Origin of the sequence: Stenotrophomonas sp. PD6 (genome assembly GCF_049199305.1) — a bacterium.
Taxonomy (GTDB): Bacteria; Pseudomonadota; Gammaproteobacteria; order Xanthomonadales; family Xanthomonadaceae; genus Stenotrophomonas.
On the sequence record NZ_JBLZQD010000021.1, the window covers coordinates 25,186 to 44,326 of the forward strand.

Here is a 19,141-nt window from a genome sequence, read left to right on the forward strand (position 1 = left end):
CATTGGTGGAGGTGGGCGGAATTGAACCGCCGTCCGAAGGCACTCCATCCCCGGTACTACATGCTTAGCTCACCGTTGAATCTCGCCCTGTGGCAGCACGGTGTGCAAAGCGCACCCCAGGACCAGCCCGCTTTAGGTTAGGTCGCGACTGACGGGCAGCCATCACAACCGATTCCATGATAATGACCCTACACCGACGAGCACGGACACAAGTGGGTTCGGGGCTCCGCCTAAGTTGGCAGAAGGTAACTCAAACAGCTGTTAGGCTGCGAGAGCGACCGGAGCGTAGTTGTCGTCGTTGGCAACTAAAAGTTTGCTGCTGGATTTACGAGGAAAGCTGCCCCCTCGGCATGCACCAAGTAACTTCACAACCCCCGTCGAAACCAATGCACCCCCGGTTTCTTCAAGAACTGCAAGCCGTCTGCGACCAGACGCTACTTGACGGGGCCGATCCTACTCCAATTCAGCTGAACAGTCACCTGAATCGTGGCGCCGGCCCTCAATCGGCTTACCTGCCTTCGCGCTGGCGCTTGCTGTCGGCCTGGTGCTTGGCCCGGACCTTGCGCTCGTGGTTCTTCTCGTTGCGCTGGGTCATGGCCTGTTTGCGGGCTTCGGGCTGGACCCGGGCCATCAATGCCTCGACCCGGGCGACCAGGCGGCGGTGCTCGAGCGAGTCGTAGGTCTGGCTCTCCGACGCCTCACGCTTGGCGTTGCGCAGCAGGTAGGTCAGCACCTTGAGCAGGGCGGCCGGGTCCATCGCGCGGGCCAGCTCGCCGAAGATCGACTCGTATGCGGCGACATCGGCCTGGAGCTCGGCGATCGGATCGGCGGTTACGACCGTCTCCTGGGGGATTTCCTGTGTCACGCAACGCTCCAGACTGAGTAATAGGCGGGGATTCTGACACTTGTAGGCCTGCGGCGGGAATCTTCGACAAGCCGACGCAACCTGCGGCCAAACCCTGTCCGCCGCCCGAGCCGATGCTGGGCCTGTCGTGGTTGCCTTCGGCAGCGCGATGCGGTGGCGGCGCGTGCACCCCCTAAGCAGGCGCCGCCGCCGCTCCTTCCACTGGCGGAGAACGAGCATGGGCATCATCGATGGACGGCCCCTGGGCCTGGGTGAGGTGGACGCGCGACAGGCGCAGCTGGAATCGGACGTGATCTTCGGCTGCGTGTTCCTGGGCCTGCTGCGCGATGCGCTGCAGGACGGGGTGGTGCTGCGGTGGGACCTGGAGTCGGGCGACCCCGCGGTCACCGCGACCCACGTCAAGGAACTGCAGCAGGTGCTGGGCCGGCTGCAGGACCTGACCGGCGTCGAGGCGCCGCGGATCGAGGCCGGACGCAGCCCGCAGTACGACGACGGGCGGGTGTCGCAGGTGGCCATCGCGGCGACGGCGCGGCCGCTGAGCCAGCAGGCGTCGGACCAGGCCCGCCAGCCGATCGAGTGGTCGCCGAAGGTGGCCAGCCATATCCGCACACTGCTCGATACCCATGAGCTGATGCGCCCGGACGCGCCCAAGGTGCCCGGCACCTTCGCCGGCATTGATGAGGAGTTCGGCGCCTACTACGGCATTGTCGACGCCGCCGACAATGTGCTGCCGAAGGTGATCAGCTCGGTGCGCCGGCTGATTCCCTATGCCGCCGAGGGCGGGCGCTGGAACCGGCAGGTGGCCTGCCACGGGCTGATCGGCTACGACGATCCACGCCGCGCCGGCACGGCCCGGCAGTCACCCAAGCAGGCCGGTTCGATCGAGCCGACCGAGCTGATCAGCCGCTGGGACGGGCAGGGGCAGGTATGTGGCTATTGCCACGGCATGATCTGGGCGGTGGCCGAGGTGCGCTGCGATTTCCCGAAGGGCCGCCCGTTCGAACTGGCGCTGGGTGCAAAAACCCACAAGCTCTCGTCGTGCTTCGGCTGCAGCACGTTCCTGCACGCCAATGGCTATGCGCCCAGTTCCATGCACCTGGGGCGGTCGGATTCGTGGGTGCCGTTGCCCGAGGGGCCGGACGCCACCGCGCCGTTCAGTACCAGTAAGGCCAAGGAAACCGCCGACCGCAAGGTGTTCGCGGGGTTGAACGGCACCTGGGCCGAGAAGGTATCCGGCTGGCTGACGTCCGGTGTGCACCGGGTGGTGGAGGCGCCGGAGGGGCAGTTCCCGTCCGGGGTGGTCAAGACCGCCTGGCGCGTGATGGAGGCCAGCAGCGAGCGCCGGCAGGCGCGCGCAGTGGCCAACCTGTTCCTGGATGCACTGACCGTGCACGAGAAAGACCTGACCCGGTTGAAGCGGTTCGTGGGTCTTTGAGCCAGACAGCCGGGCAGAGCCCGGCTCTACGGCGGCCGGGCAGGGCCCGGCGGTATGGGGATCAGGCGTCGCGGTTGTGGCGGCGCATGGTGCGCGACTTCTCGCGGGCCCAGTCGCGGTCCTTCTCGGCGTCGCGCTTGTCATGGGTCTGCTTGCCCTTGGCCAGCGCGACCTCGAGCTTGATCTTGTTCTTGCTCCAGTACATCGCCGTGGGCACGATCGTGTAACCGTCGCGCTGCACCTTGCCGATCAGCTTGTCGATCTCGTTGCGATGCAGGAGCAGCTTGCGGTCGCGACGGTCGTTGGCCACCATGTGGGTGGAGGCCTGGATCAACGGAGTGATCTGCGCGCCGATCAGGAAGATCTCGCCATCCTTGACGTAGGCGTAGGCGTCGATGATGTTGCCGCGCCCGGCGCGGATCGACTTGACCTCCCAGCCCTGCAGGGCCAGGCCGGCCTCGAACCGGTCCTCGAGGGAGTATTCGTACCGGGCACGCTTGTTGAGCGCGATGGTTTTGTTGGCCGTCGCGCTCTTTGCTTTATCCTTGCCGCTGTTCTTGCTCATTTCCGTATTGTCTCCGATTCGGGCCTCCTTGGTCGATTCGCCAGCCAAGCCATCGCATGCCAACTATCCGACGTAGTGCCCTGGTCGAACATTCGGCTGCCCGCATGTTCGACCTGGTCAATGATATTGATGCCTACCCGCGCCGCTTCCGGTGGTGCTCGGCCGCGCAGATTCTTGAATCCGGTCCGGACCGGCTGCTCGCGCGGCTGGACCTGGGCCTGGGGTCGTTCTCGACCTGGTTCATGACCGAAAACACGTTGCAGCGCCCGAATCACATCGATATGCAGCTGCGCGATGGTCCCTTCAAGCGCCTGCACGGTCGCTGGGAGTTTCATGCACTGGCTGAGGACGCCTGCAAGGTGACCCTCACCCTGGAGTTCGAGCCCAGCTCGCGCCTGCTCGGGCCGGCACTGGCACTCGGCTTCCAGGGCCTGGCCGACCGCATGGTGAATGACTTCGTCCGTGTCGCCGACACCCAGGACTGAGCGGTGATCCAGGTAGAGGTGGTGCTGGCCTGGCCCGACCGCGCGCTGTCATGCCGGTTGCAGCTGGCGGACGGTGCGACTGTGGGCGAGGCCGTGGCCCTGGCCGCGCTCGAAGGCACGCAGGCGTGTCCGGCCGTGGCGGTGCACGGGGTGCTGGCGCAGGCTATCCAGCCATTGCGTGACGGCGACCGGGTGGAGCTGCTGCGTCCGTTGCTGGCCGACCCGAAGGACAACCGCCGGCGACGGGCAAAGGCGCGGTAGTGCCGGGCTCTGCCGCGCCCCGTAGCCCTGACGCAGGGTGTTGATGAACGCGTCGCCACGCGCCCGGTCAATGAATCGCCGGGCGGTAAGCGAATCCGCTCAGCGCCCGCGCTGCTTCTTCTTGTCCTTGGGCAGGTTGCGGCCGAACTGGCGCACGGTGTCCTGGGCAAGCTGGGCGTCACGGTTCGGGAAGAAGTCGCCTTCCCAACGGGTCACCTGGTCATTCTCGAAGAAGACCACGAAGTTCTTCACCTCGGTACGGCCCAGGCGGTCGGTACGCTCGCTGGCGGTGTAATCCCAGCGCTGGGCGTGGAACGGGTCGTCGATGGAGGGTGTGCCGAGCAGGGCGTTGACCTGCTGCTTGCTCTGGCCGACCTGCAGCTGAGCGACGGTCTGCTCCCGGACCAGGTTGCCCTGATAGATGGGTTGCTTATAGATGATGCCGCAGCCCGTGGTGGACAGGGCAACGGCGGCGACCAGCAGGAGATTGCGCATCGGGGAATGGCGTTTTGGGAAATCCAGTCGATGATACACTCCGAACGTGTCGCCGCGACCCAATCCGAGGCAGCTGGCGCTAAATCGCCAATGAACGGAGACCTATGGAAACCCACGACCTGCGCAAAGTTGGCCTGAAGGTGACCCATCCGCGGATGCGGATCCTTGCCCTGCTTGAGCAGCGCAATGCCCAGCACCACCAGCACCACATGACCGCCGAAGACATCTACCGCCAGCTCCTGGAGCACGGTGACGAGATCGGCCTGGCCACCGTATACCGGGTGCTGACCCAGTTCGAGGCTGCGGGCCTGGTGCTGAAGCACAACTTCGAAGGCGGCCAGGCCGTTTACGAGCTGGACCGCGGCGGCCATCACGACCATATGGTGGACGTGGACTCGGGCAAGATCATCGAGTTTGAAAGCCACGAGATCGAAGAGCTGCAGCGCAAGATCGCCGCCGACCACGGCTACGAGCTGGAAGAGCACTCGCTGGTGCTCTACGTGCGCAAAAAGCGCAAATAACGGCGGAGCCGTTACGGTAGGTCCTGACCGTTGGTCAGGACGCTGCTGCTACGAAAACCCGGGCCAAGCCCGGGTTTTTCATTCCCCGAACACCGCCAGGTCCACCGCCTCGGCCATCGCCCGGTTGCCGGCATCGCCCGGGTGCAGGTGATCCCCCGAGTCGAAGGCGGCCGCCAGCCGGGCCGGGTCGGCCGGATCGCGCAGGGCGGCGTCGAGATCGATCACGTCATCGAACGGGGCCTCCTCGCGCAGCCAGGTATTGAGCTGGTGGCGCAGCGCGTCCTTGTCCGGGCGGTAGTAGTCGTCCAGCGGCGTGCCGGGCAGGGCACCGGCGAACGGGGTCAGGGTGGCGCCGATGACCCGTACGCCCCGGGCATGCGCCCGGGCGATCAGTGCCCCATAGCCGGCCTGGAGCTGCGCGAGGGTCGGTCGCGGCTGGTTGCGGGCGAAGGCCGTGCCCGGCCAGCTGATGTCATTGATGCCCACCAGCACCACCACGCTGGCCACGCCAGGCTGATCCAGCACGTCGCGCTGGAAGCGCGCCAGGGCGGATTCGCCCATTCCGTCACGCAGCAGCCGTCCGCCGGAAATGCCGGCATTGACGACCGCGATGCCCTGCGGCGCCAGGCGGGCGGCCAGGTGGTCGGTCCAGCGCTGGTCGCGGTCGAGGCTGGCGGTGGCGCCGTCGGTGATGGAGTCGCCGATCACCACCACGGTCCGGGACGTGGCAGGTGCCTCCACGTCGATCCCGGTCAGGAACAGCCGCGCGGTGGTGGCGGTGCCGTCGCGCAGCGCGGCGCGGGTGGTCTGGTCGCCCGGGGCGATCGCGCTGGTCTGCCGCCCATCCCAGTGGAAGGTCTGCAGCGGGGTGGGGCCGGGAACGTAGACGTCGACCTGCACGGCCTGCAGGTCGCGGGTGGGCAGGTGCAGCGGGTCGCTCAGGCGCTCCTGGCCGGGCGCGATGAGCGTGCCCGGCTGGCCGTCGAAGGACAGCGCCACCGGAACGGCGCCAGCGCTGCCGGCCACGCTGGCGGCGCCGACCCGCACTGGCGTGGTGCCGTAGGCATTGCTCAATCGCACCCGCAGGCGCGGCCCGCCCAGGCTGATCCGGGCGGTCTGGCGAAACGTCTGGTCGTTCAGCGCCGTGGGTATCCCCGCAGGAAACAGGAAATCCGCCCCCCACACCGGCTGCGGGCTGGCTTGCCAGCTGGCGACCCAGTGCAGGGGCGGGGCAGTGCCGGCAGTGGCTGGCGCTGCGGCGGAAAGGGTGAGCAGGGCGGCGGTGGCGAGGCCGGCGAATCGGTTCATGGGGGTCTCCCGTGGAAGGGATCGCCATCGTGCGCGGCCGCTCATCTGTGAACTAGACTGCCTACGGACAATCATCTGTGAACTGGATTCCCCAATGCCCGCGCCCGACATCAACCGCTCCGGCCAGCTGGAAATCTTCGTGCGTGTGATCGAGGCCGGCAGCTTCTCGGCGGCGGCGCGCGCGCTGGACATGAGCCCCTCGGCGGTCAGCAAGCTGGTGGCACGGCTGGAACAGCGGCTCGGCACGCGGCTGCTGCAGCGCTCGACCCGCCAGTTGCAGCTCACCCCGGAGGGCTGCGTGTTCTACGAACGCGGCCTGCAGGTGCTGGCCGACCTGGACGAGGCCGAACGCTGCGCCAGCGCCCATGCCGACCCGCGCGGGCGGCTGCGGGTGAACGCCAATGTGCCGTTCGGCCACCACTTCCTGTTGCCGTTGCTGCCGCTGTTCCTGGCGCGCCACCCGCAGGTGGACGTGGACCTGGTGCTGACCGACGAAGTGATCGATCTGCTGGAGCAGCGCACCGACGTGGCGGTGCGTGCCGGGCCGTTGAAGAGCTCCAGCCTGGTGGCGCGCCGGCTGGGTGCCACGCGGATGATGATCGTGGCGGCGCCTGCATATGCGGCCCGGCATGGTTTGCCGGAAGACGCGGCTGCGCTGATGGCGCACAACCGTCTGGATATCGGCCACGCACGTGCGCAGATGGGCTGGCCAGTGCGCGAACAGGGGCAGGTGCAGAGGGTGCCGACCGGTGGCAATGCACGCGCAAGCGATGGCGAGGCGTTGCGGCGGCTGGTGCTGGGCGGCGTCGGAGTTGCGCGGCTGGCGGCGTTCCAGGTGCAGGCCGATGTCGCCGCCGGCCGGCTGCTTCCGGTGCTGGAGCACGCCAACCCAGGCGACCTGGAAGACGTGCACGCCGTGTTCGTGGGACAGGGCGGGCACCTGCCGTTGCGGGTGCGCGCCTTCCTGGATTTCCTGGTGGAAAACGTGGACCTGGGCAGGCCGTTGGGGTGACCACCCACGGTAGGTACCCACCGTGGGTGGGTACGTACGCGCGTCAGGTTTCCTGCAAAAGTTTGCGCGCCGCCGCGCGGGCTTCCTTGCTGACTTCCACGCCGCCGAGCATGCGCGCGAGTTCTTCTTCGCGGGCCTTGGCATCCAGCTTCTCCACCGCGCTCTGGGTCATGCCCTCCACCGGGGCCTTGCTGACCCGGTAATGCGCGTGGCCCTTGGACGCCACCTGCGGCAGATGGGTGACGCACAGCACCTGGCGCTTCTCGCCCAGTGCGCGCAGTTTCTGGCCGACGATGTCGGCCACGGCGCCGCCGATGCCGGAATCGACCTCGTCGAACACCATGGTCGGCACCGCATCCAGGCCCAGTGCGGCGACCTCGATGGCCAGCGAGATGCGCGACAGTTCGCCGCCGGAGGCTACCTTGCGCAGGGCGCGCGGCGGCTGGCCGGCATTGGCCGCCACCAGGAACTCCACCCGCTCGGCGCCGTTCGGGTCCGGCTTGGACACGGCCTGCGGCTCGATGTCGATCAGGAACTGCCCGCCGCCCATGCCGAGCTCGCCGATCAGGGTGGTGGTGGTGTCCGACAGCGCCTTCGCGGCGGTGCGGCGGCTGGCGCTGAGCACCTCGGCCACGGTCTTCCACTGGCCGGCGGCGCGGTCGATCTCGCCCGCCAGGGCCTGCAGGCGCGCATCCGCGCCGCGCAGCTGTTCCACTTCGGCATCCATCGCGTCGCGGTGCTCGGCCAGGCCTTCCATCGGCACGCGGTGCTTGCGGGCGAGATCGTGCAGGCGACCCAGCCGGCGCTCGATGTCCTCGAACTGCTCCGGGTCGGCATCCAGGTCGTCGTGGATGCGGTCGAGCAGGGCCAGCGCCTCGTCCAGCTGGATGGCGGCGCTGTCGAGCAGGGCGTCGACCTCGCCCAGGCGGCTGTCGTGCTCCGCCACCCGGCTCAGGTCGTGGCGGGTCTGCTGCAGCAGCTGCAGTACCGAGACCTCATCGTCGCCATTGAGCCGGCCGACGGCCACGTCGCAGGCGCTGATCAGCGCGCTGGCGTGGGCCTGGCGGCGGTGGCTGCTGCCCAGGGTGGCGATCGAGGCCGGGTCCAGGTCTTCGCGGGTGAGCTCGCCGAGCTGGTGTTCCAGGTAGCCGATCCGGTCGCTGACGTCGCCCTGGCGCGACAGCGCCTCGGCTTCATCGACCAGCGCCTGCCAGCGTGCCGCGGTCTGGCGCACCTGGGCGCGCTCGGCATCGTTGCGGGCGAAGGCATCCAGCAGCGACAGCTGGGAGGGGCGCGACAGCAGGGCCTGCTGCTCGTGCTGGCCATGAATCTCGACCAGCATGGCGGCCAGCTCGGTCAGCTGCGACAGCGTCACCGGGCGGCCGTTGATGAAGGCGCGCGAGCCGCCGTCGGCACGGATGATGCGGCGCAGCTGGCACTGGTCGTCGTCGTCCAGTTCGTTGTCGCGCAGCCAGCGCCGCGCGGGGGCATCGTCGGCGGGCGCGAACTCGGCCGACAGTTCGGCGCGCGCCGCGCCGTGGCGGACCACGCCGCTGTCGGCGCGCAGGCCGGACAGGAACCCCAGCGCGTCGACCATCAGCGACTTGCCGGCGCCGGTCTCGCCTGAAACCACGGTCATGCCCGCGCCGAATTCCAGTTCGGTAGCGCGGACGACGGCAAAATCCTTGATCGATAGATGTCTAAGCATGGTCTTCGGTTCTCGAGCCGCGCAACGCTAGCATGCGCGGCGGGCGGCTCCAATCGGCATTCACTGATCGGCGGCTGCCGATCGGCCTGGCGGGCTCACTTGCCAACGCCCGGCCCAGCCATTATCTAATGTGGCGTCTCACAGGCTGATTCCATGCATCCCTCCGCGACCCACCTTGCCCCCCGTGCCCGCCACCTGCTGCGGACGCTGATCGCGCGCCACATCCAGGACGGCGAGCCGGTCGGCTCGCAGACCCTGGCGCGGCTGGCCGGGCTGGACGTCAGCCCGGCCACCATCCGCAACATCCTGGGCGACCTGGAGGACCTGGGGCTGCTCAGCTCGGCGCATGTCTCGGCCGGCCGGGTGCCGACCGCGCACGGCTACCGGGTGTTCGTGGACAGCCTGGTCAAGATGCAGCCGCCCGGCGAGGGCGAGCTGAGCCGGCTGCGCAGCGAGCTCTCCAGCGGTGCCGGCACCCAGGCGCTGCTGGGCAGTGCCTCGGAGCTGCTGTCGGCCATGAGTCATTTCGTCGGCGTGGTCGGCGCCCCGCGCCGCGAGCAGTTCGCCTTCCGCCACATCGATTTCGTGGCGCTGGATGCGCGCCGGGTGCTGGCCATCCTGGTGTTCGCCGACAACGAGGTGCAGAACCGGGTGATCGAGCCCCGCCGCAGCTGGGAGCCGGCCGAACTGGAGCAGGTGGCCAACTACCTCAACGCGCACTGCGCCGGCCGCCCGCTGGCCGAGATCCGCTCGCGGCTGCTGGTGGAGCTGCGCGAGGCGCGTTCGGAAATGGAGCAACTGCTGGCCCATAGCGTGGAGCTGGCCGAGCAGGCGATGGCGCCGCCGGCCGACGACATGGTGCTGGCCGGCCAGACCCGGCTCATGGGGGTGCAGGACCTGTCCGACCTGGACCGCCTGCGGGAGCTGTTCGACGTGTTCGCCAGCAAGCGCGAGATCCTGCAGCTGCTGGAGCGCACCATCCAGGCGCCGGGCGTGCGCATCTTCATCGGCGAGGAGACCGGGGTGATGCCGCTGGAGAACGTCTCGCTGGTCACCGCGCCGTACTCGGCCGGTGGCCAGGTGCTGGGCGTGCTGGGCGTGATCGGGCCCAAGCGGATGGCCTACGACCGCATGATCCCGCTGGTGGAAGCCACCGCGCAGGTGCTGGGGGCAGCGCTGGATGCGCCGGCCGGAGGCGGATTGTCCCGGGATCGGGCCTAAACGCGTCTCCGGCTCTTGAATCGGGTCCGGACGCCCACATAGGGGTGGGTGGAGGCGGAGAGTCACCGCCAAGGATCCGGAAATGAACCAAGATCAGCCTGATATCGCATCCCAGACCCCGGCCGCCGACGCCGCGGGTGAAACCCTGCAGCAGCAGCTCGACGCCCTGCACAACGAGCTGGCCCTGCTCCGGTCCGAGTCGCTGCGCGAGCGCGCCGACCTGGACAACCAGCGCAAGCGCGTGGCCCGCGACGTCGAACAGGCGCGCCGCTTCGCCAATGAGAAGCTGCTGGGCGAGCTGCTGCCGGTCTTCGACAGCCTGGACGCCGGCCTGAATGCCGCCGGCGCCGAGCCCAGCCCGCTGCGCGAAGGCCTGGAGCTGACCTACAAGCAGTTGCTCAAGGTCGCCGCCGACAACGGCCTGATCCTGCTGGATCCGACCGGCCAGCCGTTCAACCCGGAACACCACCAGGCCATCAGCCAGGTCGACGCGCCCGGCGCGGCGCCCGGCAGCGTGGTCCAGGTGTTCCAGAAGGGCTACCAGCTCAACGACCGCCTGCTGCGCCCCGCGCTGGTCGTGGTCGCCCGCGATTAGGTGCGTGGAGCCGGGCTCTGCCCGGCTGAATGAACAATACAGCCGGGCAGAGCCCGGCTCTACATCAGGGATGGCTTGAAAGTGTTCGCAGCGTCCCACACATCCCATTCATAACCCGGCAACTGCCGGATGTTCCCAACTTTTCAGGAGTCTCCCCCATGGGCAAGATCATTGGTATCGACCTCGGCACCACCAACTCGTGCGTGGCGATCATGGACGGCGGCAAGGCCCGCGTCATCGAGAATGCGGAGGGCGACCGCACCACGCCTTCCATCGTCGCCTACACCAAGGACGGCGAAGTGCTGGTGGGTGCCTCGGCCAAGCGCCAAGCCGTCACCAACCCGAAGAACACCTTCTACGCCGTCAAGCGCCTGATCGGCCGCAAGTTCACCGACGCTGAAGTCCAGAAGGACATCGCGCACGTGCCTTACGGCATCCTGGCCCACGACAACGGCGACGCCTGGGTCCAGACCAGCGATGCCAAGAAGATGGCGCCGCAGGAAATCTCCGCGCGCGTGCTGGAAAAGATGAAGAAGACGGCCGAAGCCTACCTGGGCGAGACCGTGACCGAAGCCGTGATCACGGTGCCGGCTTACTTCAACGACAGCCAGCGCCAGGCGACCAAGGACGCCGGCCGCATCGCCGGTCTGGAAGTCAAGCGCATCATCAACGAGCCGACCGCGGCTGCCCTGGCCTATGGCCTGGACAAGGGTGACGGCAAGGACCGCAAGATCGTCGTGTACGACCTGGGCGGCGGCACCTTCGACGTCTCGATCATCGAAATCGCCAACGTCGACGGTGAGAAGCAGTTCGAAGTGCTGGCCACCAACGGCGACACCTTCCTGGGCGGCGAAGACTTCGACAACCGCGTCATCGAATACCTGGTGGACGAGTTCAACAAGGACCAGGGCATCGACCTGCGCAAGGATCCGCTGGCCCTGCAGCGTCTGAAGGACGCCGCCGAGCGCGCCAAGATCGAGCTGTCCACCAGCCAGCAGACCGAAGTGAACCTGCCGTACGTCACCGCCGACGCCTCGGGTCCGAAGCACCTGAACATCAAGCTGACCCGCGCCAAGCTGGAAGCGCTGGTGGAAGAACTGATCAAGAAGTCGATCGAGCCGTGCCGCATCGCGCTGAACGATGCCGGCCTGCGTTCGAGCGACATCAGCGAAGTGATCCTGGTCGGCGGCCAGACCCGCATGCCGAAGGTGCAGCAGGCGGTCACCGAGTTCTTCGGCAAGGAACCGCGCAAGGACGTCAACCCCGACGAGGCCGTGGCACTGGGCGCGGCGATCCAGGGCGGCGTGCTGGGCGGCGACGTCAAGGACGTGCTGCTGCTGGACGTGACCCCGCTGTCGCTGGGTATCGAAACCATGGGCGGCGTGTTCACCAAGATCATCGAAAAGAACACCACCATCCCGACCAAGGCCTCGCAGGTGTTCTCCACCGCCGAGGACAACCAGTCGGCCGTGACCGTGCACGTGCTGCAGGGTGAGCGCGAACAGGCCCGCTACAACAAGTCGCTGGCCAAGTTCGACCTCTCCGGCATCGAGCCGGCCCCGCGCGGCCTGCCGCAGGTGGAAGTGTCCTTCGACATCGATGCCAACGGCATCCTGCACGTGTCGGCCAAGGACAAGAAGACCAACAAGGAACAGAAGGTCGAGATCAAGGCCGGTTCGGGTCTGTCCGAGGACGAGATCGCACGCATGGTCGCCGACGCGGAAGCCAACCGCGAAGAAGACAAGAAGTTCCACGAGCTGGTCCAGGCCCGCAACCAGGCTGACGCGCTGATCCACGGTACCCGTACCGCGATCAAGGAACACGGCAGCAAGGTCGGTGGCGACGTGATCGGCAACGTGGAATCGGCCCTGGCCGACCTGGAAACCGCGATGAAGGGCGACGACAAGGCGCAGATCGAAGCCAAGTCGAAGGTGCTGGAAGAGGCTGGCCAGTCGCTGTTCGCCGCCTCGGCCGCGGCCGAGCAGGGCGGTGCCGCCCCGGGTGCCGATGCCGGTGCCGGCAACAACAGCGGCGCGAACGACGATGTGGTCGACGCCGAGTTCACCGAGGTCAAGGACGACAAGAAGTCCTGATCCGGACATGACGCGGGACGTTGCGCAGGCAACGTCCCGTTGTCGTTTCCACCGGGTCCTGACCGCCGTACCCCGGTGTGCCGGGGCGCCCGACGAAAGAGCGGACCTGGTTCCGCTCTTCCGCTTTGACGAATCCCGACTTCCGGATACTGATTCACACCATGAGCAAGCGCGATTACTACGAAGTGCTGGGCGTGTCCCGCACGGCCAGCGAAGAAGAACTGAAGAAGGCCTATCGCCGTTGCGCGATGAAGCACCACCCTGACCGCAACCCCGGCGACAGCGCCGCGGAAGCGGCCTTCAAGGAGTGCAAGGAAGCCTACGAAACCCTGTCCGACGCCAACAAGCGCCGCATGTACGATGCGCACGGCCACGCCGCGTTCGAGCACGGCATGGGCGGCGGTGGCGGCCCGGGCGGCCCGGACATGGGCGACATCTTCGGCGACATCTTCGGCAACATTTTCGGGGGCGCGGGCGGTGGCCAGCGCCAGGCACGTCGCGGCGCCGACATCGGTTACGTGATGGAGCTGGACCTGGAAGAAGCGGTGCGCGGCATCGAGCGCCGTATCGAGATTCCGACCCTGGCCGAGTGCGACGACTGCCATGGCAGCGGTTCGGACGATGGCAAGGTGGAAACCTGCAGCGTCTGCCGTGGGCAGGGCCAGGTGCGCATCCAGCGTGGCATCTTCGCCATGCAGCAGGCCTGCCACAACTGCAACGGCCGTGGCCAGATCATCCAGAACCCCTGCAAGACCTGCCATGGCAACGGTCGTGTGGAAGAAGACAAGGTGTTGTCGGTGAAGGTGCCTGCGGGCGTCGATACCGGCGACCGCATCCGCCTGGCCGGCGAGGGCGAGGCCGGTCCGGCCGGCACCCCGCCAGGCGACCTGTATGTGGAAGTGCGTGTGCGCGAGCATGCGATCTTCCAGCGCGATGGCGACGACCTGCACTGCGAAGTACCGATCCGCATCTCGCAGGCCGCGCTGGGCGACACCGTGCGCGTGGCCACCCTGGGCGGCTATGCGGAAATCCGCATCCCGGCCGAAACCCAGACCGGCAAGCTGTTCCGCCTGCGCGGCAAGGGCGTGCGTTCGGTGCGCAGCCGCAGCGAGGGCGACCTGTACTGCCGCGTGGTGGTGGAGACCCCGGTCAACCTGACCACCGAACAGCGCAAGCTGCTCGAACAGTTCGAGACCACGTTCACCGGCGAAGAAGCGCGCAAGCACTCGCCGAAGTCGGCGACCTTCATCGACGGCGTGAAGGGGTTCTGGGACCGCATGACCTCGTAATCGATCGTTTCACCTGCAACACAAAAACACCGGGCGTGCCCCGGTGTTTTCGTGTCTGCGGCGTTAAAATCGAGGCATGAACGATACCCTCGAAAGCCACCTGGTCCACGGGCGCCGCCAGCGCCCGGACGGCCCGTCGCCGGTCGACGTCATTTCGGTCCAGTCGCAGCTGGTGTACGGCCATGCCGGCAACAGTGCGGCAGTGCCGCCGCTGCGCGCGCTGGGCGTGCGTGTCGCCGAAATCCCCACCACGCTGCTGAGCAATGCGCCGTTCTATCCGACCACGCGTGGCCGCGTGCTGCCGGCCGACTGGTTCGCCGAACTGCTGCTGGGTACGACCGAGCGCGGCCTTCCCGCGCGCGCAAAGATGCTGGTCTCGGGTTACTTCGGCAGCGTCGGCAATGGCGCCGCCTTTGCCGACTGGCTCGACACCGTGCTGCCGGCCTCGCCGCAGCTGCGCTACTGCCTGGACCCGGTGATCGGCGATACCCACACCGGCCCCTACGTGGAGCCTGGCCTGGAAAAAATCTTCGCCGAACGCCTGCTGCCGCATGCGTGGCTGGTCACGCCGAACGCCTTCGAACTGGGCCGCCTGACCGGCCTGCCCAGCCTGGCCGAGGCCGACGCCGTCGCAGCCTCGCAGGCATTGCTGGCACGCGGGCCGGAGTGGGTGCTGGCGCACAGCGTCGGCGGCGAGCCGGGACAGCTGGTCACGCTGGCGGTCAGCCGCGATGCGATCTGGCGCTGGTCCTCGCCGCACCTGCCGGTGGACGTCGCCGGTACCGGCGATGTGCTGATGTCGCTGCTGGTCGCCTTCCTGCTGCGCGGTGAGCGCTTCGAACAGGCGCTGTCGCGCTCCATCTCGGGCGTGCACGCCGCGCTGGAAGCGACCCTGGCCAACGACCACGAAGAATTCGATGTCCTGGCCGCCGCACCGGCCGCGCTCGCCCAGCCCCATCGTTTCCTCGCCGAGCGGCTGGCGTGAGTCTGCAACCGGTCGTCGGCATCGTCGGCAGTGCGGGTGCCTATGGGCGCTGGCTGCGCTTGTTCCTGCAGCAGCGAATGGGCCTGGAAGTGATTGGCCACGACCCGGCCGACCCGCAGTCGGAGGATCCGGAGGCATTGTTGTCGCGTGCGCAGGTGCTGATCTTCTCCGCGCCGATCCGCCACACACCGGCGCTGATCGCCGACTACGTGGCCCGCTCGGCAGGTCGCGAGGCCGGTCGCCTGTGGCTGGATGTCACCTCGGTCAAGAGCGAGCCGGTGGCCGCCATGCTCACCTCGCAGGCCGAGGTGGTCGGGCTGCACCCGATGACCGCGCCGCCCAAGGCACCCACGCTGAAGGGCAGGGTGATGGTGGTGTGCGAGGCGCGCCTGTCGCAGTGGCAGCCGTGGCTGCAGTCGCTGTGCGCCGCGCTGGAGGCCGAGTGCGTGCGCGCCACGCCCGAACACCACGACCAGGTCATGGCGCTGGTGCAGGCGATGGTGCATGCCACCCACCTGGCCCAGGCCGGCGTGCTGCGCGAGTACGCCCCGCTGCTGGGCGCGCTGCCCGAGCTGATGCCGTACCGCTCGGCGTCGTTCGAGCTGGACACGGCAATCATCGCCCGCATCCTGTCGATGAACCCGGCGATCTACGAAGACATCCAGTTCGGCAACCCGCACGTGGCGCCGATGCTGGATCGATTGCTGGCACAGCTGCAGGAGCTGCGCGCACAGGTGGGGCAGGGCGACGACGCCGCGCGCACCGCGTTCCGCGAGCAGTTGTTGCGCGACAACCGCGAGCACCAGGGGCCGGCGCTGCTCGCGGCCGGCAACTACACTTTCGAACGGGTCGGCTACCTGCTGGCCGACCTGACCGAGCGCAATGCGATCAGCGTGCACCTGCCCGAAGACCGCCCGGGCTCGCTGCGCGAGCTGCTGCATGTGTTTGAGCGCCACGGCGTGAGTCTGGCCTCGATCCATTCATCGCGTACCCCGGGCGGCGAGGTGCACTTCCGCATGGGCTTCGTGGCCGGCAGCGACCTGGAGGCGATGCAGCGGGCGGCGGTGGAGATCGATGCGAGCGGCCTCGGGCACGTGCTGCCGCGCTGATGCATTCCCGCATTCATCCACAGGGGGTGTGGATGAACTGCGGACAAGCATGTGGATAACCGCGCGCAGCCCCCGGCTGGCAAGGCTGTCAAGATGGATGGCGATTAATTGACCAGTGCACATTGCCGCGCGACGCGGCGTCGCACCGCACGACCAACGGTCGTGCGCTACCGTTGGTCGGTACGCAATCGGTAGGCATCGACCGTTGGTCGATACGCGTCGGGGGTCAGGTACTCAACGTGAGTTCGCCACCGCTGGTCCGGAATGCGCGACCGTCGCGCACCAGGCGGCGGCCATCCGCCAGCTCATAGCGGACGTGCGGATCGGCTGCGGTACCGGCATCGCCGGACTGCTCATCCTTGAACTCGATGATGACGTAGTCATCGCCATTGGCATCGGTGGCGGGGAATTGGCGGAACGACATGCAGCACCTCCTTCAGCGACAGGGACATGGGGCGTGAGCACCATGCAACCTGGGCCGTTAGCGGTGCGTCATCAATCGATGAACTGCAGTTTGGCCAGTTCAGCGTACAGGCCGCCTTCGGCCAGCAGCTGCGCGTGGGTGCCCTGTGCGACGATCCGGCCGTGGTCCATGACCACGATCCGGTCGGCCTTGAGCACGGTGGCCAGGCGATGCGCGATGACCAGCGTGGTGCGCCCGGCCATCAACCGCTCCAGCGCCTGCTGCACCGCGCGCTCGCTCTGCGCGTCCAGCGCACTGGTGGCCTCGTCGAGCAGCAGGATCGGGGCGTCCTTGAGCAGGGCGCGCGCGATCGCAATGCGCTGCTGCTGGCCGCCGGACAGGCGCGCGCCACGCTCGCCGAGCTCGCTCAGATACCCCTCGGGCAAGGCCGCCAGGAACTCATCGGCTTCGGCCGCTTCGGCCGCACGCTGAACATCCTCGTTGCTGGCCTCCAGCCGGCCGTAGCGGATGTTCTCCAGCGCACTGCTGGCGAACAGCGTGGGTTGCTGCGGCACCAGCGCCATCTGCGCACGCAGCAGCGCCGGATCGACCTTGCGGACGTCGATGCCGTCCACCTGCACGCTGCCTGTGGCCGGGTCGTGGAAACGCAGCAGCATCGACAGCACCGTACTCTTGCCGGCACCGGAGGGCCCCACCAGCGCGACCGTCTCGCCGGGCCGTACGTGCAGGTTGAAGTGCTCCAGCGCGGCCGTGTCCGGGCGCTGCGGGTAGTGGAAGACCACATCGTCGAAACGGATCTCGCCACGCAGCGGTTGCGGTAGCGGTAGCGGATCGGTCGGGGCGGTGATCTCGATGTCTTCGTGCAGAAGCTCGGCGATCCGGCCCATGCCGCCCGACGCACGCTGCAGTTCATTCCACACTTCCGCCAACGCGCCAACCGAGCCGCCGCCAATCAGCGCGTACAGCACGAACTGGCCCAGGGTGCCGGCCGTCATGCGGCCGTCGTTGACGTCATGCGCGCCGAGCCATAGCACGCCCACGATCGCGCCGAACACCAGCACGATGGCGGTGGCGGTCACCAGCGACTGCGCACCGATGCGACGTCGTGCGGCGCGGATGGATTCGGCCAACGCGGCATTGAAGCGGTTGCGTTCGTAGGGTTCTCGCGCGTGCGCCTGCACCGTTCGTACCGCCCCCAGCGTTTCGGCGGCCAGGCTGTTGGCATCGGCGATGCGGTCCTGGCTTGCGCGCGAAATGCCGCGCACGCGCCGTGCGCCGATGATGATCGGCAGGACCGCCAGCGGAATGCCTACCAGCGACCACGCCGCCAGGCGCGGGCTGGTCACGAACAGCATCACCAGGCTGCCCACCACCGTGACGCTGCTGCGCAGGGCCACGGACATGGTGGAGCCGATCACGCTGCGCAGCAGTTCGCTGTCGGCGGTCAACCGCGAGACCAGTTCACCACTGCGGCTGCGGTCATGGAAGCCGGCGCCCAGCGCGATCAGGTGCGCGTACAGGCGGCTGCGCAGGTCAGCCACGACCTTTTCGCCCAGCAGCGAGACGAAGAAGAAGCGCGCGGCCGTGGCCAGCCCCAGTACCAACGCAACCAGGAACAGCAGCGCGAAGGCGCGGTTGATCTGCCCATTGCTGTTGAAGCCGTGGTCGATCATCAGCTTGACCGCCGGCGGCAGGCTCAGCGTTGCCGCCGACGAGACCGCCAGCGCCACCAGCCAGGCACTGAACAGGCCCGAGTGACGGCGCACGAACGGCCACAGCGTGCCCAGGCTGCCGAGTCGGCGCAGCGTGGGGGCGGGCGGGGAAGCGGGGTCAGTCATGGACAAGGCCTGGTTCGGTGCGCGGATGGATCCGGATACGGTTACGGGTGGCGTCGCGCAGGCGGGTTTTCAATGGCTCGACCTGGTCGGCAGGCAGGCGCACGTGCAGTTCGACCCCCACCGTGGTGAAGGTTTCGCCCAGTTTCTCGGCCCCGTGGGCGGCGAGCGCCGCATGCAGCGTACCCGTGTCCTCGAAGCCGGCCTGCACGCTCAGCTCCGACAGCGCCACCAGCGGCAGGCGCGGCGCGGTGCGCAGGCATTCGGCGGCGGTGCCACCGTAGGCGCGTACCAGGCCGCCGGCGCCCAGCTTGATGCCGCCGTACCAGCGGATCACCACCACCATGACGCGATCGAACCCCTGGCCGTCGATCGCTGCCAGGATGGGGCGCCCCGCGGTGCCGGCGGGTTCGCCGTCGTCGCTGGAGCGGTACTCGTTGCCGTAGCGGTATGCCCAGCAGTTGTGGGTGGCGTCGGCCACGGCGACCTGCTGCAGGAAGGCCAGCGCATCGGCGACCGCGACGATGGGCGCCGCATGGGCGACGAAGCGGCTGTGCTTGATGTCCAGGCTGTGGCTGACGGCGGTGGCGAGCGTATCGGACATCCCGCTCATTCTAGTGGGGATGCCGCGTCGCGGCTCACGGATCGAGCAGCTGGCGCAGGTCGCGCGGCACGCGCACCTCCGGATACTGCTGCACGTAGCGCTCCAGGCTGGCGCGCGCGGTCTCCATGTCGCCGGCGTCGCGGCGCTCGCGGATGCGCGTCAGCCACTGCCTGCGTGGCAGGGCGGCGTCGGCGTCGACGGCAGCGTCGAGCGCTCGCGTCGACAGCGCGCCGCTGGCCGGCGCCGATGCTGTGCGCCCCATCACGCCCGGGGGGGCCGGCGGGGGGGCCGGGCCCACTTCGGCGTCCTCGGCGGCCACCAGGTCCTGCAG

Annotated in this window: 19 protein-coding genes, 1 other RNA gene and 1 pseudogene; 11 read left to right on the forward strand and 10 right to left on the reverse strand. The window is 68.1% G+C overall.

All coding sequences use genetic code 11. The features are described 5' to 3' along the window. Window positions 1-3: 3 nt before the first annotated feature. Window positions 4-396: a transfer-messenger RNA gene (gene ssrA, locus ACOZHM_RS19430) on the reverse strand. 112 nt (window positions 397-508) lie between these two features. Further along, a complete protein-coding gene (locus ACOZHM_RS19435) occupies window positions 509-865 on the reverse strand; it encodes a hypothetical protein (RefSeq protein ID WP_421570953.1) in 357 nt (118 codons plus the stop codon). 217 nt (window positions 866-1,082) lie between these two features. Between ACOZHM_RS19435 and ACOZHM_RS19440 the strand changes: the two genes are divergently transcribed. Continuing rightward, a complete protein-coding gene (locus tag ACOZHM_RS19440) occupies window positions 1,083-2,300 on the forward strand; it encodes a hypothetical protein (protein WP_421570954.1) in 1,218 nt (405 codons plus the stop codon). Window positions 2,301-2,361: 61 nt separating this feature from the next. Here the strand turns inward: ACOZHM_RS19440 and smpB are convergent, their stop codons facing one another. After that, window positions 2,362-2,865 (reverse strand): SsrA-binding protein SmpB, encoded by a 504-nt coding sequence (gene smpB / locus ACOZHM_RS19445; RefSeq protein WP_421570955.1) that lies wholly within the window; start codon window positions 2,863-2,865, stop codon window positions 2,362-2,364. 56 nt (window positions 2,866-2,921) lie between these two features. Here smpB and ACOZHM_RS19450 point away from each other — a divergent pair, with 56 nt between their 5' ends. Together ACOZHM_RS19450 and ACOZHM_RS19455 are read left to right on the forward strand one after the other, a co-directional pair. After that, the gene (locus ACOZHM_RS19450) at window positions 2,922-3,350 is read left to right on the forward strand and encodes a type II toxin-antitoxin system RatA family toxin (protein WP_421570956.1); all 429 of its coding nucleotides are present in this window, start codon (window positions 2,922-2,924) and stop codon (window positions 3,348-3,350) included. A gap of 3 nt (window positions 3,351-3,353) precedes the next feature. Further along, the gene (locus tag ACOZHM_RS19455; RefSeq protein WP_421570957.1) at window positions 3,354-3,611 is read left to right on the forward strand and encodes an RnfH family protein; all 258 of its coding nucleotides are present in this window, start codon (window positions 3,354-3,356) and stop codon (window positions 3,609-3,611) included. 99 nt (window positions 3,612-3,710) lie between these two features. Here the strand turns inward: ACOZHM_RS19455 and ACOZHM_RS19460 are convergent, their stop codons facing one another. Continuing rightward, window positions 3,711-4,106, reverse strand: a complete 396-nt coding sequence (locus ACOZHM_RS19460) for an outer membrane protein assembly factor BamE (protein WP_421570958.1) — start codon at window positions 4,104-4,106, stop codon at window positions 3,711-3,713. A 104-nt stretch (window positions 4,107-4,210) separates the two neighbouring features. Between ACOZHM_RS19460 and fur the strand changes: the two genes are divergently transcribed. After that, window positions 4,211-4,627, forward strand: a complete 417-nt coding sequence (gene fur, locus ACOZHM_RS19465; RefSeq protein WP_014646807.1) for a ferric iron uptake transcriptional regulator — start codon at window positions 4,211-4,213, stop codon at window positions 4,625-4,627. A 78-nt stretch (window positions 4,628-4,705) separates the two neighbouring features. Here the strand turns inward: fur and ACOZHM_RS19470 are convergent, their stop codons facing one another. Further along, window positions 4,706-5,935, reverse strand: coding sequence for an SGNH/GDSL hydrolase family protein (locus ACOZHM_RS19470; protein ID WP_421570959.1), 1,230 nt, complete (start codon window positions 5,933-5,935; stop codon window positions 4,706-4,708). Window positions 5,936-6,029: 94 nt separating this feature from the next. On the opposite strand from ACOZHM_RS19470, the gene ACOZHM_RS19475 reads away from it, so the two are divergent. Further along, the gene (locus ACOZHM_RS19475) at window positions 6,030-6,947 is read left to right on the forward strand and encodes a LysR family transcriptional regulator (RefSeq protein ID WP_421570960.1); all 918 of its coding nucleotides are present in this window, start codon (window positions 6,030-6,032) and stop codon (window positions 6,945-6,947) included. Between the two features lie 43 nt (window positions 6,948-6,990). Here ACOZHM_RS19475 and recN read toward each other — a convergent pair whose 3' ends face one another. Beyond that, complete coding sequence (gene recN / locus ACOZHM_RS19480) at window positions 6,991-8,655, reverse strand: DNA repair protein RecN (protein ID WP_421570961.1); 1,665 nt, start codon at window positions 8,653-8,655, stop codon at window positions 6,991-6,993. Window positions 8,656-8,808: 153 nt separating this feature from the next. Here recN and hrcA point away from each other — a divergent pair, with 153 nt between their 5' ends. The 6 genes from hrcA to ACOZHM_RS19510 all read left to right on the forward strand — a co-directional run bounded on the left by hrcA (window position 8,809) and on the right by ACOZHM_RS19510 (window position 15,947). After that, the gene (hrcA, locus tag ACOZHM_RS19485; protein WP_421570962.1) at window positions 8,809-9,876 is read left to right on the forward strand and encodes a heat-inducible transcriptional repressor HrcA; all 1,068 of its coding nucleotides are present in this window, start codon (window positions 8,809-8,811) and stop codon (window positions 9,874-9,876) included. Window positions 9,877-9,958: 82 nt separating this feature from the next. Continuing rightward, window positions 9,959-10,471, forward strand: coding sequence for a nucleotide exchange factor GrpE (grpE, locus tag ACOZHM_RS19490; RefSeq protein WP_421570963.1), 513 nt, complete (start codon window positions 9,959-9,961; stop codon window positions 10,469-10,471). Window positions 10,472-10,629: 158 nt separating this feature from the next. Next, window positions 10,630-12,564 carry a molecular chaperone DnaK gene (dnaK, locus tag ACOZHM_RS19495; protein ID WP_421570964.1) on the forward strand — a complete coding sequence of 645 codons (1,935 nt, stop codon included), beginning with the start codon at window positions 10,630-10,632 and terminating at the stop codon, window positions 12,562-12,564. A 161-nt stretch (window positions 12,565-12,725) separates the two neighbouring features. Then, window positions 12,726-13,853 (forward strand): molecular chaperone DnaJ, encoded by a 1,128-nt coding sequence (gene dnaJ / locus ACOZHM_RS19500; protein ID WP_421570966.1) that lies wholly within the window; start codon window positions 12,726-12,728, stop codon window positions 13,851-13,853. Window positions 13,854-13,929: 76 nt separating this feature from the next. Next, entirely contained in the window at window positions 13,930-14,838 is a 909-nt protein-coding gene (gene pdxY, locus ACOZHM_RS19505) for a pyridoxal kinase (protein WP_421570968.1), read from the forward strand. Beyond that, window positions 14,835-15,947 (forward strand): prephenate dehydrogenase, encoded by a 1,113-nt coding sequence (locus tag ACOZHM_RS19510; RefSeq protein ID WP_421570969.1) that lies wholly within the window; start codon window positions 14,835-14,837, stop codon window positions 15,945-15,947. Before pdxY ends, ACOZHM_RS19510 begins: the two co-directional genes overlap by 4 nt. Window positions 15,948-16,173: 226 nt before the next feature. Here the strand turns inward: ACOZHM_RS19510 and ACOZHM_RS19515 are convergent, their stop codons facing one another. The 4 genes and pseudogenes from ACOZHM_RS19515 to ACOZHM_RS19530 form a co-directional block, all read right to left on the reverse strand. After that, entirely contained in the window at window positions 16,174-16,371 is a 198-nt protein-coding gene (locus tag ACOZHM_RS19515; protein WP_421570970.1) for a hypothetical protein, read from the reverse strand. 71 nt (window positions 16,372-16,442) lie between these two features. Then, window positions 16,443-18,209 (reverse strand): ABC transporter transmembrane domain-containing protein, encoded by a 1,767-nt coding sequence (locus tag ACOZHM_RS19520; protein ID WP_421570971.1) that lies wholly within the window; start codon window positions 18,207-18,209, stop codon window positions 16,443-16,445. Then, the gene (locus tag ACOZHM_RS19525; protein WP_421570973.1) at window positions 18,202-18,810 is read right to left on the reverse strand and encodes an IMPACT family protein; all 609 of its coding nucleotides are present in this window, start codon (window positions 18,808-18,810) and stop codon (window positions 18,202-18,204) included. Before ACOZHM_RS19525 ends, ACOZHM_RS19520 begins: the two co-directional genes overlap by 8 nt. Before the next feature lie 34 nt (window positions 18,811-18,844). After that, a pseudogene (locus ACOZHM_RS19530) lies at window positions 18,845-19,141 on the reverse strand (hypothetical protein); the annotation flags it as partial.

What these genes read in the sequence shown, in the direction of transcription:
- ACOZHM_RS19440 (WP_421570954.1), top strand. Translation starts at nt 1,083, where the DNA reads ATGGGCATCATCGATGGACGGCCCCTGGGCCTGGGTGAGGTGGACGCG.
- smpB (WP_421570955.1), bottom strand. Translation starts at nt 2,865, where the DNA reads ATGAGCAAGAACAGCGGCAAGGATAAAGCAAAGAGCGCGACGGCCAAC.
- ACOZHM_RS19450 (WP_421570956.1), top strand. Translation starts at nt 2,922, where the DNA reads ATGCCAACTATCCGACGTAGTGCCCTGGTCGAACATTCGGCTGCCCGC.
- ACOZHM_RS19460 (WP_421570958.1), bottom strand. Translation starts at nt 4,106, where the DNA reads ATGCGCAATCTCCTGCTGGTCGCCGCCGTTGCCCTGTCCACCACGGGC.
- fur (WP_014646807.1), top strand. Translation starts at nt 4,211, where the DNA reads ATGGAAACCCACGACCTGCGCAAAGTTGGCCTGAAGGTGACCCATCCG.
- ACOZHM_RS19470 (WP_421570959.1), bottom strand. Translation starts at nt 5,935, where the DNA reads ATGAACCGATTCGCCGGCCTCGCCACCGCCGCCCTGCTCACCCTTTCC.
- ACOZHM_RS19475 (WP_421570960.1), top strand. Translation starts at nt 6,030, where the DNA reads ATGCCCGCGCCCGACATCAACCGCTCCGGCCAGCTGGAAATCTTCGTG.
- recN (WP_421570961.1), bottom strand. Translation starts at nt 8,655, where the DNA reads ATGCTTAGACATCTATCGATCAAGGATTTTGCCGTCGTCCGCGCTACC.
- hrcA (WP_421570962.1), top strand. Translation starts at nt 8,809, where the DNA reads ATGCATCCCTCCGCGACCCACCTTGCCCCCCGTGCCCGCCACCTGCTG.
- grpE (WP_421570963.1), top strand. Translation starts at nt 9,959, where the DNA reads ATGAACCAAGATCAGCCTGATATCGCATCCCAGACCCCGGCCGCCGAC.
- dnaK (WP_421570964.1), top strand. Translation starts at nt 10,630, where the DNA reads ATGGGCAAGATCATTGGTATCGACCTCGGCACCACCAACTCGTGCGTG.
- dnaJ (WP_421570966.1), top strand. Translation starts at nt 12,726, where the DNA reads ATGAGCAAGCGCGATTACTACGAAGTGCTGGGCGTGTCCCGCACGGCC.
- pdxY (WP_421570968.1), top strand. Translation starts at nt 13,930, where the DNA reads ATGAACGATACCCTCGAAAGCCACCTGGTCCACGGGCGCCGCCAGCGC.
- ACOZHM_RS19515 (WP_421570970.1), bottom strand. Translation starts at nt 16,371, where the DNA reads ATGTCGTTCCGCCAATTCCCCGCCACCGATGCCAATGGCGATGACTAC.
- ACOZHM_RS19520 (WP_421570971.1), bottom strand. Translation starts at nt 18,209, where the DNA reads ATGACTGACCCCGCTTCCCCGCCCGCCCCCACGCTGCGCCGACTCGGC.
- ACOZHM_RS19525 (WP_421570973.1), bottom strand. Translation starts at nt 18,810, where the DNA reads ATGTCCGATACGCTCGCCACCGCCGTCAGCCACAGCCTGGACATCAAG.